General features: G+C 74.5%; 13 protein-coding genes. 6 read left to right on the top strand and 7 right to left on the bottom strand.

Going from position 1 to position 14,501, the window contains the following annotated elements; translation table 11 throughout:
- Nucleotides 1–137 precede the first annotated feature (137 nt).
- A complete protein-coding gene (locus ACI8AP_RS13530; RefSeq protein WP_456589958.1) occupies nt 138–3,092 on the bottom strand; it encodes a UPF0182 family membrane protein in 2,955 nt (984 codons plus the stop codon).
- A 163-nt stretch (nt 3,093–3,255) separates the two neighbouring features.
- Nucleotides 3,256–4,278, bottom strand: coding sequence for a YlbL family protein (locus ACI8AP_RS13535; RefSeq protein WP_456589872.1), 1,023 nt, complete (start codon nt 4,276–4,278; stop codon nt 3,256–3,258).
- Between the two features lie 178 nt (nt 4,279–4,456).
- Between ACI8AP_RS13535 and ACI8AP_RS13540 the strand changes: the two genes are divergently transcribed.
- Nucleotides 4,457–5,890, top strand: a complete 1,434-nt coding sequence (locus ACI8AP_RS13540; RefSeq protein ID WP_456589873.1) for a zinc-dependent metalloprotease — start codon at nt 4,457–4,459, stop codon at nt 5,888–5,890.
- Between the two features lie 5 nt (nt 5,891–5,895).
- On the opposite strand, the gene ACI8AP_RS13545 is transcribed toward ACI8AP_RS13540, so the two are convergent.
- Nucleotides 5,896–6,486: a M48 metallopeptidase family protein gene (locus tag ACI8AP_RS13545; protein ID WP_456589874.1), complete on the bottom strand. Its 591-nt coding sequence runs from the start codon at nt 6,484–6,486 to the stop codon at nt 5,896–5,898.
- Nucleotides 6,487–6,896: 410 nt separating this feature from the next.
- Here ACI8AP_RS13545 and ACI8AP_RS13550 point away from each other — a divergent pair, with 410 nt between their 5' ends.
- The 3 genes from ACI8AP_RS13550 to ACI8AP_RS13560 all read left to right on the top strand — a co-directional run bounded on the left by ACI8AP_RS13550 (nt 6,897) and on the right by ACI8AP_RS13560 (nt 9,718).
- Nucleotides 6,897–7,049, top strand: coding sequence for a DUF5679 domain-containing protein (locus tag ACI8AP_RS13550; RefSeq protein ID WP_012950213.1), 153 nt, complete (start codon nt 6,897–6,899; stop codon nt 7,047–7,049).
- Nucleotides 7,050–7,220: 171 nt separating this feature from the next.
- Nucleotides 7,221–8,399: a ThiF family adenylyltransferase gene (locus tag ACI8AP_RS13555; RefSeq protein WP_456589875.1), complete on the top strand. Its 1,179-nt coding sequence runs from the start codon at nt 7,221–7,223 to the stop codon at nt 8,397–8,399.
- A complete protein-coding gene (locus tag ACI8AP_RS13560) occupies nt 8,396–9,718 on the top strand; it encodes an ABC1 kinase family protein (protein WP_456589876.1) in 1,323 nt (440 codons plus the stop codon). Before ACI8AP_RS13555 ends, ACI8AP_RS13560 begins: the two co-directional genes overlap by 4 nt.
- A gap of 353 nt (nt 9,719–10,071) precedes the next feature.
- On the opposite strand, the gene ACI8AP_RS13565 is transcribed toward ACI8AP_RS13560, so the two are convergent.
- From ACI8AP_RS13565 to ACI8AP_RS13580, 4 genes are all read right to left on the bottom strand, one after another.
- Nucleotides 10,072–10,236 carry a hypothetical protein gene (locus tag ACI8AP_RS13565; protein WP_456589877.1) on the bottom strand — a complete coding sequence of 55 codons (165 nt, stop codon included), beginning with the start codon at nt 10,234–10,236 and terminating at the stop codon, nt 10,072–10,074.
- Nucleotides 10,237–10,316: 80 nt separating this feature from the next.
- Nucleotides 10,317–10,532 carry a WhiB family transcriptional regulator gene (locus ACI8AP_RS13570; RefSeq protein ID WP_456589878.1) on the bottom strand — a complete coding sequence of 72 codons (216 nt, stop codon included), beginning with the start codon at nt 10,530–10,532 and terminating at the stop codon, nt 10,317–10,319.
- A gap of 269 nt (nt 10,533–10,801) precedes the next feature.
- Entirely contained in the window at nt 10,802–11,101 is a 300-nt protein-coding gene (locus tag ACI8AP_RS13575; protein ID WP_456589879.1) for a hypothetical protein, read from the bottom strand.
- 195 nt (nt 11,102–11,296) lie between these two features.
- Complete coding sequence (locus ACI8AP_RS13580) at nt 11,297–13,291, bottom strand: ATP-dependent helicase (RefSeq protein ID WP_456589880.1); 1,995 nt, start codon at nt 13,289–13,291, stop codon at nt 11,297–11,299.
- A gap of 189 nt (nt 13,292–13,480) precedes the next feature.
- Here ACI8AP_RS13580 and ACI8AP_RS13585 point away from each other — a divergent pair, with 189 nt between their 5' ends.
- Complete coding sequence (locus ACI8AP_RS13585; protein WP_456589881.1) at nt 13,481–13,747, top strand: mycoredoxin; 267 nt, start codon at nt 13,481–13,483, stop codon at nt 13,745–13,747.
- A 144-nt stretch (nt 13,748–13,891) separates the two neighbouring features.
- Nucleotides 13,892–14,407, top strand: coding sequence for an ANTAR domain-containing protein (locus tag ACI8AP_RS13590; RefSeq protein ID WP_456589882.1), 516 nt, complete (start codon nt 13,892–13,894; stop codon nt 14,405–14,407).
- Nucleotides 14,408–14,501: the final 94 nt, after the last annotated feature.

Here is a 14,501-nt window from a genome sequence, read left to right on the forward strand (position 1 = left end):
CCCCCCCCCCCCCCCCCCCCCCCCCCCCCCCCCCCCCCCCCCCCCCCCCCCCCCCCCCCCCCCCCCCCCCCCCCCCCCCCCCCGGCGCCCCCCCCCCCCCCCCCCCCCCCCCCCCCCCCCCCCCCGCGGGCCAGCGGTCACCCGCCTCCGGTCGCCGCCTGCTGGGCCTGCTGGTAGGCCGTCACGGCCTCCTGCAGGTCGGCCAGCGCCTGCCCCTGGGCGGCGAAGTCACCGGACCGCTGGGCGGTGGCCAACGCCTCGAGCGCGGCGTTGATGTCCTGGACGGCCTGCTCCATGTCCGGCGTGGCCGGCAGACCGTCCGTGCCGTCCGGCGGGATCGGCACGTCGGTGGGATCGGCCGGCTGCTCCACGCCGGGGTTGTCCTCCCCCTGCTCCGCCTCGGTCGGCACCCCGTCGGCGTCGGACGCGACCACCCCTGCGCCGTCGCCGAACACCTGGTCCAGCGCCTCGGAGAGGGTGTTGGCGTAGCCGATGCGGTCACCGAAGTTGACCAGCACCCGCTGCAGCAGCGGGAAGCCGCCCTCCCCGGTGCTCTCCACGTAGAGCGGCTCCACGTAGAGCAACCCGGCGTCACCGATCGGCAGCGTCAGCAGGTTGCCGAACACGGCAGCGGAGTTCTGGCTGTCGAACAGCGTGAGGTCGGGCCGCACCTGGTTGTTCGTGATGAACGCGTTCTGCACCTGCCCGGGACCCCGGAACGGAGTGTTGCCGGGTAGCTGCAGCACCTGGAGTGCGCCGTAGGTCTCCGGCGCACTCGACGCCGAGACGAACGCCGACAGGTTCTCCCGTTGGAAGGCGTTCAGCGCACTGGTCAGCTGGAACGTCGCCTCGTCGTCACCTGGTCGCTGGGCCAGGATGTAGTACGGCGGCTGGTTCTCCTCGATGTTCCGCGTCGGGTCGTCGGGGATCTGCCACCGGTCGCTGCCCTCGTAGAAGGCGATCGGGTCATCGACGTGGTAGCGGGTCAGGATGTCCCGCTGCACCTTGAACAGGTCCTCCGGGTACCGGACGTGGCTGATCAGTTCGTCGCTCATCTCGCTCCTCGGCTCGACCACGCCGGGGAACGCCTTCATGAAGGTCTGGAGGACCGGGTCCTCCTCCTCCCAGGCGTACAGCGTCACCGTGCCGTCGTAGGCGTCGACGGTGGCCTTCACCGAGTTGCGGATGTAGTTCACCGTCTCGTTCGGCAGCGCGGTCGTCCCGGTGCCGGTGAGCGCGTCCGCCACCGCCTCGCCGAGCTGCATCTGCTCGGAGTAGGGATAGGAGTCCGACGTCGTGTAGGCGTCGAGGATCCAGGTCACCCGGCCGTCGATCACCGCGGGGTACGGGTCGCCGTCGACCTCCAGGAAGGGCGCCGCCTTCTCCACGCGTTCGCGCGGGTCCCGGACGTAGAGGACCTTCGACTCCTCGTTCACCGCGCTGGAGAGCAGGAAGTTGCGCTCGCGGTAGTAGATCGCGTACGTCAGCTGCCGGAAGAAGCTGCCGACCGAGACACCGCCCTCGCCGTCGTAGGTGTTGTTGATCTGCCGATCCTCGGATCCGCCCTCCGGCAGGTCGAACTCCCGCGGCGCGCTGCCCTCCGGAGCCCCGACCACCGAGTAGTCCTGGATCAGCTCGCCGTAGTAGATCCGGCTCTGCTCGACCGGGATGTTCCCCCGGGTCGGCAGGTCGCCGGTGGTGAAGTTCGGCTCGCCGCCCTCGGAGCCGGCCACGACCTCGTTCGCCGGAGCGGCGACGAAGCCGTGCCCATGGGTGTAGACGGTGTGCCGGTTGATCCAGGTGCTCTGGTTCTCCGACAGCCCGGCGCTGTCCAGCTCGCGCACCGCCACGACGTAGTCCCCGGTCTCGCCGTCGATGGTGTAGCGGTCGATGTCGAGCTTCTCGGGGAAGCCGTACACGTTCCGGATCTGCTGGCGGGCCGTGAACGTGTCGGTCAGGACGTTCGGGTCGAGCAGCCGGGCGTTCGGGATGGTCTCGGTGTCGTTCCGCAGCTCGGCCAGCGCGACGTCGGGGTCCACCTCGTTGCCGGTGGTCTCCTGCGCGTACTGGACGTAGTCGATGTCGTCGAGACCGTAGGCCTCCCGGGTCGACTGGATGGCCCGCTCGATGTAGTCGGCTTCCTTCTCGTTGGCGCTCGGGTTGACGACGAACTGCTGGACGATCGCCGGGTAGGCCACGCCGATGACCAGGCTGGAGACCAGGAGCAGCACGAGGGCCGCGGCCGGCAGCAGGAAGTTGCGGACGACGATGTTGGCGAAGAACGCCAGGGCACACACGGCCGCCACGAAGACCAGGATCGTCTTGGGCGTCAGCAGCGCGTTGACGTCGGTGTAGCTGGCACCGGTGAAGACGCCACCGCGGTTGGAGTAGACCAGCCCGTAGCGGTCCAGCCAGTAGGCGACGGCCTTGAGGGCGAGGAAGAAGCCCAGCAGCACCGACAGCTGCACCCGCGCCGCGGCGGTCAGCTTCTGCCCGGGCGTCTGCAGCCGCAGCCCGCCGAACACGTACTGCGTCAGCAGCGAGCCGATGAGCGCCAGGATGACGATCGCGAACCCGAAACCGAGCAGCAGCCGGTAGAAGGGGTAGTCGAAGACGAAGAACGACAGGTCGATGCCGAACTGGGGATCGGTCCGGCCGAAGTCGGTGCTGTTGCGGAACGACAGCCACGTCTCCCAGCTGCTCTGCGCGGTGAACCCCGCGAACAGGCCGAGGACGACGGCGATGCCGGTCAGCACGAGGCCGCGCCGCGGCTCCAGCGACTGGCGGTAGCGCTCCAGGTTCTGCTGCTCGAGCGACATCGGCCGGAAGGTGGGCCGGAACCGGTAGGCCAGGTACACGGCCAGCGCGGTGAGCCCGCCGGTCGCCACGCCGGCGACGGCGAACAGCAGCACGCGTGACTGCAGCTCGGTCCAGAAGACCTCGGTGTACCCGGTCTCGTCGAACCACAGGTAGTCGACGTAGACGTTGGTGAGGGTGCCGACGGCGGTGAACAGCACCAGCAGCACGGCGATGGCACCGATGACCAGCTTCGCGCGCCGGGACAGCGTCGGCACCGGCACGGGGGGCCGCATGGCCACGAGCGGTCTCCTTCACTTGCAGGCGTGGTCTCTCGGCCACGCGACGATCGACCGTGGGGTCGGGTGGTGCGGCGCCGGGCGGACCCGGCCCCCAGGACAACGCACCGGACGGCGCGGGGTTCCCGGTGGGGGCGCGTCGGCGCCGTGTGGGCTCGGGTCAGCAGCTCTCCGGTGTCCGGCCGGCGCGCACGTCGGCAAGGGCCGCCAGCGCGTCGTCGAGGGTGGCGACCCGGGCCAGCGGGACGCCGGTGTCGGGAGCGGCCAGCGCCTCGGCGCAGTTGTCGGCGGGGACCAGGAACAGCTCGGCGCCGATGTCGCGGGCGGACACCATCTTCAGCGGGACACCGCCGATCGGTCCCACGTTCCCCGCCAGGTCGATCGTCCCGGTGCCGGCTATGACCGCGCCGCCGGTCAGATCCTCCTCGCCCACCAGGTCCAGGATGCCGAGGGTGAGCATGAGCCCGGCCGACGGGCCGCCGACATCGGCCACCTGGATGTCCACGTCGAACGGCGCGGACGGCTGGTCGAGCACGCTGACGCCCAGCCGCGAGCCCTCCCGCTCCTCGGCCGCCTGGGTGGTGATCGTCGCGGTACCCGGCTCGCCCAGCCGCGTGTAGCCGACCGTGACCGGCGTCCCGGGCGGGATGCCGGCGAGGACGTCGGTCAGGACCTCCGAGTCGGGCACCGGCTGCCCGTCGACCGACTCGATCGCGTCGCCCTCCTCGAGCAGCCCCTGCGACGGCGAGCCCTCGGGGACCTCCCGCACGACCACCTTCTGCGGGTAGCCGAGCTCGCCCAGGGCGACGCTCTCGGCCGCCTGCTCCGAGGTGAGGAAGGCCTGGCGGTTGACCTGCCGGGTCTCCTCCTCGGTGCGGTCGGGCGGGTAGACGGACTCCTCGGGGACGACGCTGACCTCGTCGTCGAACCAGCCGCGCACGGCCTGGACGAGGCTCAGCCCGCCACGGCTGACCCCGACGGTGGTGAGGGTGAGGTCGCCCTCGACCTCGTTGCGCTCCCTGCCCTCCACGGCGATGATCGGCTCGCCGTCGACCTCCCCGAGCGTGTCGAACGTCGGGCCGGGGACCTGTGCCACGTAGGGCACCGGCACGCTCGTGCCGAGCACGCCGAACAGCAGCAGGAGAACGGCGCCGACACTGAGGACGGCGATCCGACGGGTCACGACCGGCGAGCTTAGGGCCCCGTCGCCGGGGCGCGTCGCGAGCCCGCGGCAGCGGGGCCGGTGGGAGCCCTCCGGCCGTCCCCCACCGCGCGCCGGCGGGGCGCCCGCGCGACCTGGTGCGCTCCTGGCGAACGCGATCCCGCCCCACGGCCGAAGATCACGCGTCTACCGTGGACGCATGAGCGACCACCCGTTCGGCTTCGGCCTGCCCGACCGCGACCCCGAGCGCCGGGAGCCCGGCAAGGGCGGTGACCAGGGCGGCGACCCGTTCGGCCTCGGCGCCCTCTTCGGCGGCATGGCCGGCGGCGGGTCGCCCGAGGACGTGCTCGGCAAGATGCCGCTGTTCGCCGAGCTGCAGAAGCTCATGAACTGGTCGGGGGGCCCGGTCAACTGGGACCTGGCCCGGCAAGGGGCGATCAGCCAGCTGGCGGCCGGGCACCAGCCGTCGTCGGAGCAGGAGCGCTCCGCGACCGCCGAGGCGCTCCGGCTGGCCGACCTGTGGCTCGACCAGGTGACCGAGCTGCCGTCGGGGATCGAGCGCACCGCCGCGTGGTCGCGGGTGGAGTGGGTCGAGCAGACCCAGCCGGCGTGGGCTGCGCTCATCGATCCGCTGGCCGAGCGCGTGGTGGCGGCGATGACCAGCGCGTTGCCGCAGGAGGCGGCCATGTCCTTCGGGCCGGTCGCCGGGATCATGGGCCGCATGGGCGGGCTGATGTTCGGCGCCCAGGTGGGGCAGGCCCTCGGCACGCTCGCCGGCGAGGTGCTCACCAGCACCGACGTCGGGCTGCCGCTGGCGCCGGCCGGCACCGGTGTCCTCGTGCCGCAGAACCTGGCCACGTTCGCCGAGGGGCTCGACCGCCCGGCCGACGAGGTCCGGCTCTTCGTGGCGCTGCGCGAGGCGGCCTCCCAGCGGCTGTTCGCCCACGTCCCCTGGCTGCGCCAGCAGCTCCAGGACGCCGTGCACGCCTACGCCCGCGGCATCACCATCGACCGCGAGGCGATCGAGCGGGGCATCAACGAGGCGATGTCCGGCGGCATGGGCGCGGGGCTGGACCCCAGCGACCCGGAGAGCATCCAGCGCCTCCTCGGCAGCGGCGTGCTCGAGCCCGAGGAGACGCCCGAGCAGCAGATGGCGCTGCGCCGTCTCGAGACGCTCCTGGCCCTGGTCGAGGGCTGGGTGGACACCGTGGTCGCCGCCGCGGCGGGCGACCGGCTGCCCGGGCACGACGCTCTCGCCGAGACGATGCGCCGCCGACGGGCCTCCGGTGGGCCGGCGGAGCAGACCTTCGCCACCCTGGTCGGGCTGCAGCTGCGTCCCCGCCGGCTGCGCGACGCGGCCACGGTCTGGGGCGCCATGGGGCAGCAGCACGGCAGCGCGGAGCGGGACCGGCTGTGGTCGCACCCGGACCTCCTGCCGACCTCGGAGGACCTGGACGAGCCGCTGGACTTCGTCGCCCGTCAGGGCCTCGACGACGAGCTCGCCGCGCTGACCGCCGACGACGCGGAGCGGGCTCCGGACCGCGCGTCCGACGCCGAAGGGAGCTCCGACACCGAGAGGGGCTCCGACCCCGAGGAGGGCGAGGACCGGCGCGAACCGGGCGGCCAGGGGTAGCCGGCTCAGCCGTCGACGTCGAGCGGCGGCTCGGCTCCCGCCGCGCCTGCGGTAGCCGCCAGCTCGACGCCCTCCAGGAAGCCGCGGGCGCGCTCCGCGCGGGGGTACCGGGCGACGAGCGCCCAGAAGCGCTCGTCGTGACCCGGCTCGAGCAGGTGCACCAGCTCGTGCACCAGCACGTAGTCGACGACGTACTCCGGCATGGAGCGCAACCGGCTCGACAGGCGGATGGTGCGGTCGGCCGGGGTGCAGGACCCCCAGCGCCGGTGCTGGTTGTCCACCCAGCGCACGCTCGCCGGTTCGGCGAGGCCGTCGAGGTGCGCCGCCGACAGCGCCCGCGCCCGCGCCAGGAGCTCGGCGTCACCACCGAGGGAGCGCTTGCGGCGCTCCTCGCGCGTGCGGAGCTTGGCGACCATCTGGGCGACCCAGCGCTGCTCCTCGGCCGGGCTGAAGGCCGCCGGGATGAGCACCACGGTCCGGCCCATCTCCCGGTAGGCGGTCACCGTGCGCCGCCGACGGCTGCTGCGCCGGACCTCCACGACGTCGCCGTCCCCCGGTCCAGGCAGGGCGCTCGCGTCAGGGGGCGTTCGGGGCACGGGAAGACCGTAGGACACCGCCTCGGCGTGGCGCCTGCGCGGAGACACCCGCTCGGGTGCAGGTCGCACGGACGGTGGACATCGCCGCCGCTCCAGCCGGTGACCACGGTGGCCGGACGCGGGCGTCCACACCCGTACGGGGACGTCTGTGCTGGTCGGCGGGGCGGCGGGGGTCACCGCGGGCGATCCGTCCCCGGCCCCTCCCTCGGTTCCGCACAGGGACACGCCATGCCGTCCCCATGGCATCCACAGCGTCGTCCACAGCTGTGGGGAAGGGAGGGCCCCCGACCGCCGGGGAACTCGCCGCCGGGCGGCCGCCGACGGGGATGGCGACCACCGGGCACGGGTAGCGTGCTCGCCCAACGGTGCCCGGCGTGCGAGCCGCGGCACCCCGGAGACGAGGAGATCCCGTGGCGGAGAGCTACAACGGCTATTGCGTGAAGTGCAAGGAGAAGCGCGACTTCGACGGTGAGGTCAAGGTCAGCGAGTCCGGCCGCCGGATGGCGCAGGGCACCTGCCCCGTCTGCGGCACCAAGATGAACCGGATCCTCGGCAAGGCCTAGAAGGACCACCCTCCTCCCCGCACCTCTCAGGCTCGGCGCGGGCCCCTGGAGGGTGGCCGTTCCAGGCAGTTGCGGTCGGCGGCGTTCCGGGAAGGGGCGCCGCCGTCGTCGTCCTTTCCGGCCCTGTGGACGACGAGCGCGCCGCCGCCGCGCAGCTGCCACCCTGCCGGGGTGAGCGACAACGCCCATCCCCTCCTCCCGGCGGCGACGCCGCTGCTCGTCGGTGACGACGAGGGCGTCCAGATCGGCGGGGTCGACTCCACCGACGGGCTGCTCCTCCACCCGGCCGCGGGGCTCGCTCCGCTGCTCCGCGCGCTCGACGGGCGTCGATCGCGGCGGGTCGTCCGGGCCGAGGCCGCCCGCGCGGGCCTGGCGCCCGGCCTCGTGGACGCAGCCCTCGACGCGCTCACCTCGGCGGGCCTGGTGCGGCAGCTGGACCCGGCCGATCTGCTCGCGATCGGTCCCGGTCCGGCCGCCGCCGCCCGCGCGGCGGTCGAGCTGCCGGCGGCCGGCTCCACCCCGGGAACGGCCGGCTGGCGGACCAGGCGGCGAGCCACCGTGGTGGTCGAGGGTGCGACACGTGTGGGCACCCCGCTGGCCGCTGTCCTGGCCGCGAGCGGGATCGGCCGCGTCGTGGTGCGGGACGCGGGCGTGGTCACCGCCGCAGACGCGATGGTCGGCGGCCTGACCGCCGCCGACGAGGGGCGACCCCGCGCCGTCGCGGCGGCGGACGCCGTCCGCCGGGCCAGCCCGCAGACCGATCTCGGGCCCCTCCCGGCGGGGCTGCGGCCCGACGTCGTCGTCCTCACCCGCCCCTGGGACGCATCGGACCCCCTGGTCCCCGCCGTGCCGGGACCGCACCTGGTGGCCACGGTGCGCGGTGAGACGGGCGTCGTCGGGCCGCTGGTGATCCCGGGTGCCACCAGCTGCCTGCGCTGCGGCGACCTCCACCGGCGCGACGCCGATCCGCGCTGGCCCCGGTTGGCGGCCCAGCTGACCGCCGCGGAGCCGCCCGCCAGCGGGGCCACGCTCACCTGCCTGCTGACCGCGCTGCTGGCGGCCGGTCAGGTGCTCGCCTGCGTCGACGGACGCGGTGCACCGGTCACCCTGGACGCCACCGTGGAGCTGCGCCCACCCGACCTGCTGCCCCGCCTGCGCCGATGGCCGCCGCACCCGTCCTGCGGCTGCGGCGCGGCGGCGGGCGGGGAGACCGACTCCACGGACGGCGAGGGACGCCCTCCCGGCGGGATCCCGGTTCGTCGGGCGACAATGGCCGCTGAGCGAGCTCACGGGCTCACCGGACACGACACGGCGCCGCTCCGACCGGACGCCGGCGAGGAGGACGTGTGAGTGACGAGCGACCGGCCATGCCCCGGGGGTCGGTCGCGCGGACCGCGCGCCTGGCCTCCCTCCCCCTGGGCGCCGCGGGCCGCGCGACCATGGGCCTGGGCAGGCGTCTGTCGGGGCAGTCCGCGGACACGGTGAACACCGAGCTGCAGCAGCGCACCGCCGAGCAGCTGTTCGCGGTGCTGGGGCAGCTCAAGGGCGGCGCCATGAAGCTGGGCCAGACCCTGTCGGTGTTCGAGGCGGCGGTGCCCGAGGAGATGGCCGCGCCGTACCGCGAGGCCCTCACCAAGCTGCAGGAGGAGGCGCCGCCGATGCCCGTGCGGACCGTGCACGCGGTCCTCGCGCAGCAGCTGGGCGGCTCGTGGCGCCAGCGCTTCGCCGACTTCGACGACGCCCCGGCCGCGGCGGCGAGCATCGGCCAGGTGCACCGGGCCACGTGGCGGGACGGCCGCGACGTGGCGGTGAAGATCCAGTACCCGGGCGCGGCGACGGCGCTGATGAGCGACCTGAACCAGCTGGCCCGGTTCGCCCGGCTGTTCGCCGCCGTCTTCCCCGGGCTGGACGTGAAGCCGCTGATCGCCGAGCTGAAGGCGCGCGTGGTGGAAGAGCTGGACTACGGCCTGGAGGCCGACGCGCAGCGGGCGTTCGCCGCCGCCTACGCCGGGGACGCCGACATCGCGGTCCCGCGGGTGGTGGCCAGCGCACCCAAGGTCATCGTCTCCGAGTGGCTCGAGGGCACGCCGCTGTCCCGGGTCATCACCTCGGGGAACCGTGAGGAGCGGGACCGCGCCGGCCGGCTGCTGGCGACGCTGCACTTCTCCGCGCCGCAGCGCGCCGGGCTGCTGCACGCCGACCCGCACCCGGGCAACTTCCGGCTCGTGCCCGACGGCCGCCTCGGGGTCATCGACTTCGGGGCCATCGCCCGGCTCCCCGACGGCCACCCCGAGCCGATCGGGCGGCTGCTGCGCTGGGCCCTGGCCGGCCGTGCGGCGGAGGTGCTGGCCGATCTGCGCGCGGAGGGCTTCGTGCGGCCGGGGGTGCACGTCGACCCCGAGGCGGTGCTCGACTACCTGCTCCCCCTCCTGGAGCCCATCGCCGGGCGGCACTTCCACTTCACCCGCGCCTGGATGCAGGAGCAGGCCACGCGGATCGCCGATCCGCGGACGGAGGCCAACCGGCTGGGCAGGCAGTTGAACCTGCCACCGGCGTACCTGCTGATCCACCGGGTCTCGATCGGATCGATCGGGGTGCTCTGCCAGCTGGATGCCGCGGCCGACTGGCGGGCCGTCCTCGAGGAGTGGCTCCCCGGCTTCGCCGACTGAGACCCCCGACCGACGCGGGGGGACGGTTTCCGGACCGCACCGCCGGCCCCACGGCACCGGGACGGCTCGTGGTGGCGGTGCGGTCCGGAGGACCGCCGGCGCCGTCCCGAGGCTCACCCCGAGCGCGCGAGGGGTGAGCAGGACGACAGCCCCGTCCCGAGGCTCACCCCGAGCGTGCGAGGGGTGAGCAGGACGACAGCCCCGTCCCGAGGCTCACCCCGAGCGTGCGAGGGGTGAGCAGGACGACAGCCCCGTCCCGAGGCTCACCCCGAGCGTGCGAGGGGTGAGCAGGACGGCGGCCCCGTCCCGAGGCTCACCCCGAGCGTGCGAGGGGTGAGGAGGACGGGGTCCTTCTAGTAGACGGCGGCGCTGGCGCGGGCGGCCCGGCGGACCGCGCGCTCGGCGCGACGGGCGGCCCGCCGTGCCAGGTAGAGACGACGGGCGCGCGAGACGGCCATCGCCTCGGCCTGCAGCTCGGTCATGCGGCTGCAGGCCATCTCGTGCTCGAGCATGTACATGGCTGATTCCTCTGATCGGCTCCCCCACGGGAGCACGGAACTGCTGGTGGTGTGGTTACCGGACCCGGATGACCGCGGGCTCACGCCGCGACGACCTTCCGGGGTCGGCCACGTGGCCGCTTGCGGGCGATCACGGCGCCCCGGTCGAAGATCTCGCCGCCCCAGACGCCCCACGGCTCGGCGCGCGAGAGCGCGCCGGCCAGGCACGCCTCCCGGACCGGGCAGTCGCCGCAGAAGCTCTTGGCGAGCTCCAGCTGTGCCGGGCTCTCGGCGAACCACAGCTCGGGGTCCTCCACCCGGCACGGCAGGGGGCGCCGGACCGGGGCGGGGGGCAGGGACGGACGGGGTCGCCGCGGGACGGGGCCTCCGGTCCGGGAGAGCCCGGGCCGGCGGTGGGACGTCGGGCGGTCGATCGTCTGCTGCACTGCCGCTCCTCCTCGTACTCGTCGGGTACGGCCGGCGGGGGCCCGCCGACCGAAGTCGGGGCCGGGCGCCGCGGAGGAAAGAAAAAGGCCGCGGATCCCGGGGTTCGGGTTCCGCGGCCTCGAGGAGGTCCGGTGAGCGGCTAGCTCAACGGTCTCCCGGGGGAACGGATCCCGAGGGTGGTGCCGTCGTTCGTGGGCAGGTAGGTGGGCGCGAAGGGGCGCTCGACAGCGCGGAGCGACTTCGGGCGCCGGTCGAGGGCGGCGGCCGCGAACGGCGTGCCGACGGCCCACTCGCCGCCGGCGCAGCCGGCGGAGGACAGACCAGTGCCCTCGTGCTGAGCGGCGGGACCAGCCATGACCAGGCCCCCCGTACGCGTGTCGATGCCGCCCAGGCCGAGGAGGTCGGCGGAGGCAGCGGTGATCGAAGTGATGATGGTCATCGGGATGCCCCCTCCTTCCTCTCTCCGCGCCCGGCCGGTCGGCCGGGCGCGCTACGGGGCGCAGCTCGTGTGGAACGGGACACTATGACCGCCCGGATTCCGGGTCAATCGAATTAACGACGAGTCCTCCGGACGGTGTCCCCACCGGTCTCGGAACCGCCTGCCGTCGCCCTCGGCGACCGCTCCCTCACCGCCTCAGCCGGTGACGGTGGCCAGCACGTCCTCGCCGTAGAGCTCCAGCTTCCGGGCGCCGATCCCGGGCAACCCGGACAGCTCGCGGAGGCTGGCCGGCCGGCTCTCCGCAATGGCCTGCAGGGTGGCGTCGGAGAAGACGACGTAGGCCGGCACCGAGGCTGACTGGGCCGCCTGGCTGCGCCAGGCGCGCAGCCGCTCGAACAGCTCCCCGGCCTCGCCCTCCAGGACCACCTTGGGGCGCTTGGCGGGGCGCCGGGCCGGGGGCGCGGTCGGCCCGGAGCCCGGCGCCAGCCCCTCGAGGAACCGGCTCCGCGGCCGGGAGCGCCGGCCGCCCGGGTTGCGGGCCAGCGACCAGGACAGGGTCAGCTGCTCGCGGGCGCGGGTGACCGCCACGTACAGCAGCCGGCGCTCCTCCTCCACCGCCACCGGACGGCTCAGCGACTGGGCGATCGGCAGCACGCCGTCGACCAGTCCGACGACGAAGACGACGTCCCACTCCAGGCCCTTGGCGGCGTGCATCGAGGCGAGGGTGACGCCCTGGACGGTCGGTGCGTGCTGGGCGTCGGCCCGCTCGGCGAGGTGGGTGACGAAGCCGGCGAGGTCGAGCGAGGGGTTCTCGGCGACCAGGTCGACGGCGAGGTCGACCAGCGCGGCGAGGGACTGCCAGCGGTCGCGCGCCGCGCCCCCGGCCGGCGGGCGGTGCTCCACCCAGCCGGTGGAGGCCAGCACGTCGCGGACGGCGGGCACGAGCATGCCCGGCTCGTTGCCCCCGGCGGCCGCCCCGCGCAGCAGCAGCACCGCCTCCCGGACCTCGGGCCGCTCGAAGAAGCGCTCCCCGCCCTTGAGGACGTAGGGCACGCCCGCGTCGGCGAGCGCGGACTCGTACACCTGGGACTGCGCGTTGATCCGGAACAGCACGGCGATCTCGGCGGCGGGCGTGCCGTCGTCGATGAGGGCCTTGCAGCGCGCCGCGACCGCCGCCGCCTCGGCCGGCTCGTCGGGGTGCTCGACGAACGTCGGCTCCGGGCCCTGCGGCCGCTGGCCGAGCAGGCGAAGCCCGGGCAGGCCCTTGCGCGGAGGCGCCTGGCCGATCAGCCGGTTGGCCAGCCCGACGACCTGCGGGGTCGACCGGTAGTCGCGCTCGAGCTTGACCACGGCCGCGTCGGGATACCGGTCGGCGAAGCCGAGCAGGTAGTCGGGGTCGGCGCCGGTGAAGGAGTAGATGGTCTGGTTCGGGTCGCCGACCACGCAGATCTCGGCCCGCCCTCCGAGCCAGGCGTCGAGCAGCCGCTGCTGCAGCGGGTTGACGTCCTGGTACTCGTCGACGACGAAGTGCCGGTACTGGCCCCGGACCTGGCGGGCGACGTCCGGGTGCTCCTCGAGCGCGTAGGCGGTGACCAGCAGCAGGTCCTCGAAGTCGAGGGCGCCGTCGCGCTGCTTGGCCTGCTCATAGCTGGCGTAGACGGCGGCGACGGCGGCGGGCTCGAACGGGGCCTCGCGGCCGGCCGCCTGCGCGCGGGCCGGGTAGTCCTCCGGCGTCGCCAGCGTGGTCTTGGCCCACTCGATCTCGCTCGCGAGGTCCCGCAGGCTCGTCCGGTCGGTGGTGAGCCGGTTGCGCGTAGCGGCGGAGGCCACCACCCGCAGCTTGTTCTCGATCAGCCCGGGCATCGGGCCGCCGAGCACCCGGGGGGCGAAGTACCTCAGCTGCCGCATCGCCGCGGCGTGGAAGGTGCGCGCCTGCACCCCGCCCACGTCGAGGGCGGCCAGGCGGGCGCGCAGCTCACCCGCCGCCCGCGCGGTGAAGGTGACCGCGAGCACCTGCTCGGGGACGTAGGTGCCGGTGTGCACGCCGTAGGCGATCCGGTGGGTGATCGTGCGCGTCTTCCCGGTGCCGGCACCGGCGAGGATGCAGACCGGCCCCGACACCGCCTGCGCCGCCGCACGCTGCTCGTCGTCGAGGCCGTCGAGCACGGCCTCCGCGTCCGCGTGCGCCATCGCCGGCGTCCCTCCCCGTTCCTCACCCGACTCGTACCCGGGAGCCGACGGCCCCCGGCGACGATCCTCCCAGCCGGCAGCGACGGACGGCGGGAAGGATCCCCAGGAGCACCACGTTGGGACCCACGCACCACCGCCACCCCGCCACGGGGCTGGACCGACCCGGCACGAACAGGGAGACTCCCCGCGATGACCACGACCCCCGGCGCTGCCGTCACGATGTACACCACCACGTGGTGCGGCTACTGCGTGCGGTTGAAGAAGCTGATGCAGCGCGAGGGCATCGAGTTCGCCGAGGTGGACATCGAGACCGATCCCCAGGCGGCGGACCTGGTCATGCAGGCCAACGGCGGCAACCGGACGGTGCCCACGCTGGTCTTCTCCGACGGCACCGCGTTGACCAACCCGAGCATCGACGCGGTGAAGGCCCAGCTCGGACAGCTACCGGAGGCGTGAGCACCCGTGGTCCCCGGCCCCAGGCCCTCCGACGAACTCGACGGGCACGTGTCCCCCGATGCGCCGCCCCGCCCCGAGGTCTCGGCCGTCCCTGGGGCCGGTGACCGGCCGCGGGTCGCCCTGACCAGGTCGGGGCGCGGGTGGGTGGTCGTCCCGCTCGACGGCGATCCGGTCGGCGGTGACCCCGTCGACGACCTCGTCGAGGGGATGACCCTGGCCGACCTGGTGGCCGACGAGATGGGCGGTCTGCCCGAGCCCGACCGCTCCGCCCGGCGCTCGGCCCGCGGCCCGGTGACGCCACCCGGTGACGCCGACCCGGTCGACGTGCGGATCGCTGCCCTGCAGCGCACCGTCGCCCAGCTCGAGCACGCGCTCGCCGCCCGGGTGTCCACGGAGCGGGCGATCGGGGTGCTGGCCGAACGGCAGGGCGCCAGCCCGCGGACGGTGTTCGAGGGGCTGCGCCGGGAGGCGCGCACGCAGGGCCGTCCCGTGGTCGAGCTCGCCCGCGAGGTCCTCGCGAGCCTGGCGCCCGATGCCGTCGCCCCCGCCGGTGGACCGGGAGGCACCGCGTCGTCCGCGCCTGCGCCGGAGCCCCCGCCGCCGCCGCGCGTCGAGCCGGTGCGGCCCGACGCCGTGACCACTGCGGACGGCCGCTCCTGACCCGACCGGAGCCGCTGTCCCCCGGCGCCCTCGCCGACCGCCTGGCCGAGCTGCTGGCGGAGCTCCCCGCCGAGCCGGGCGCCACCGCGCTGCG

The sequence above is a fragment of the Blastococcus sp. SYSU DS1021 genome (assembly GCF_054050995.1).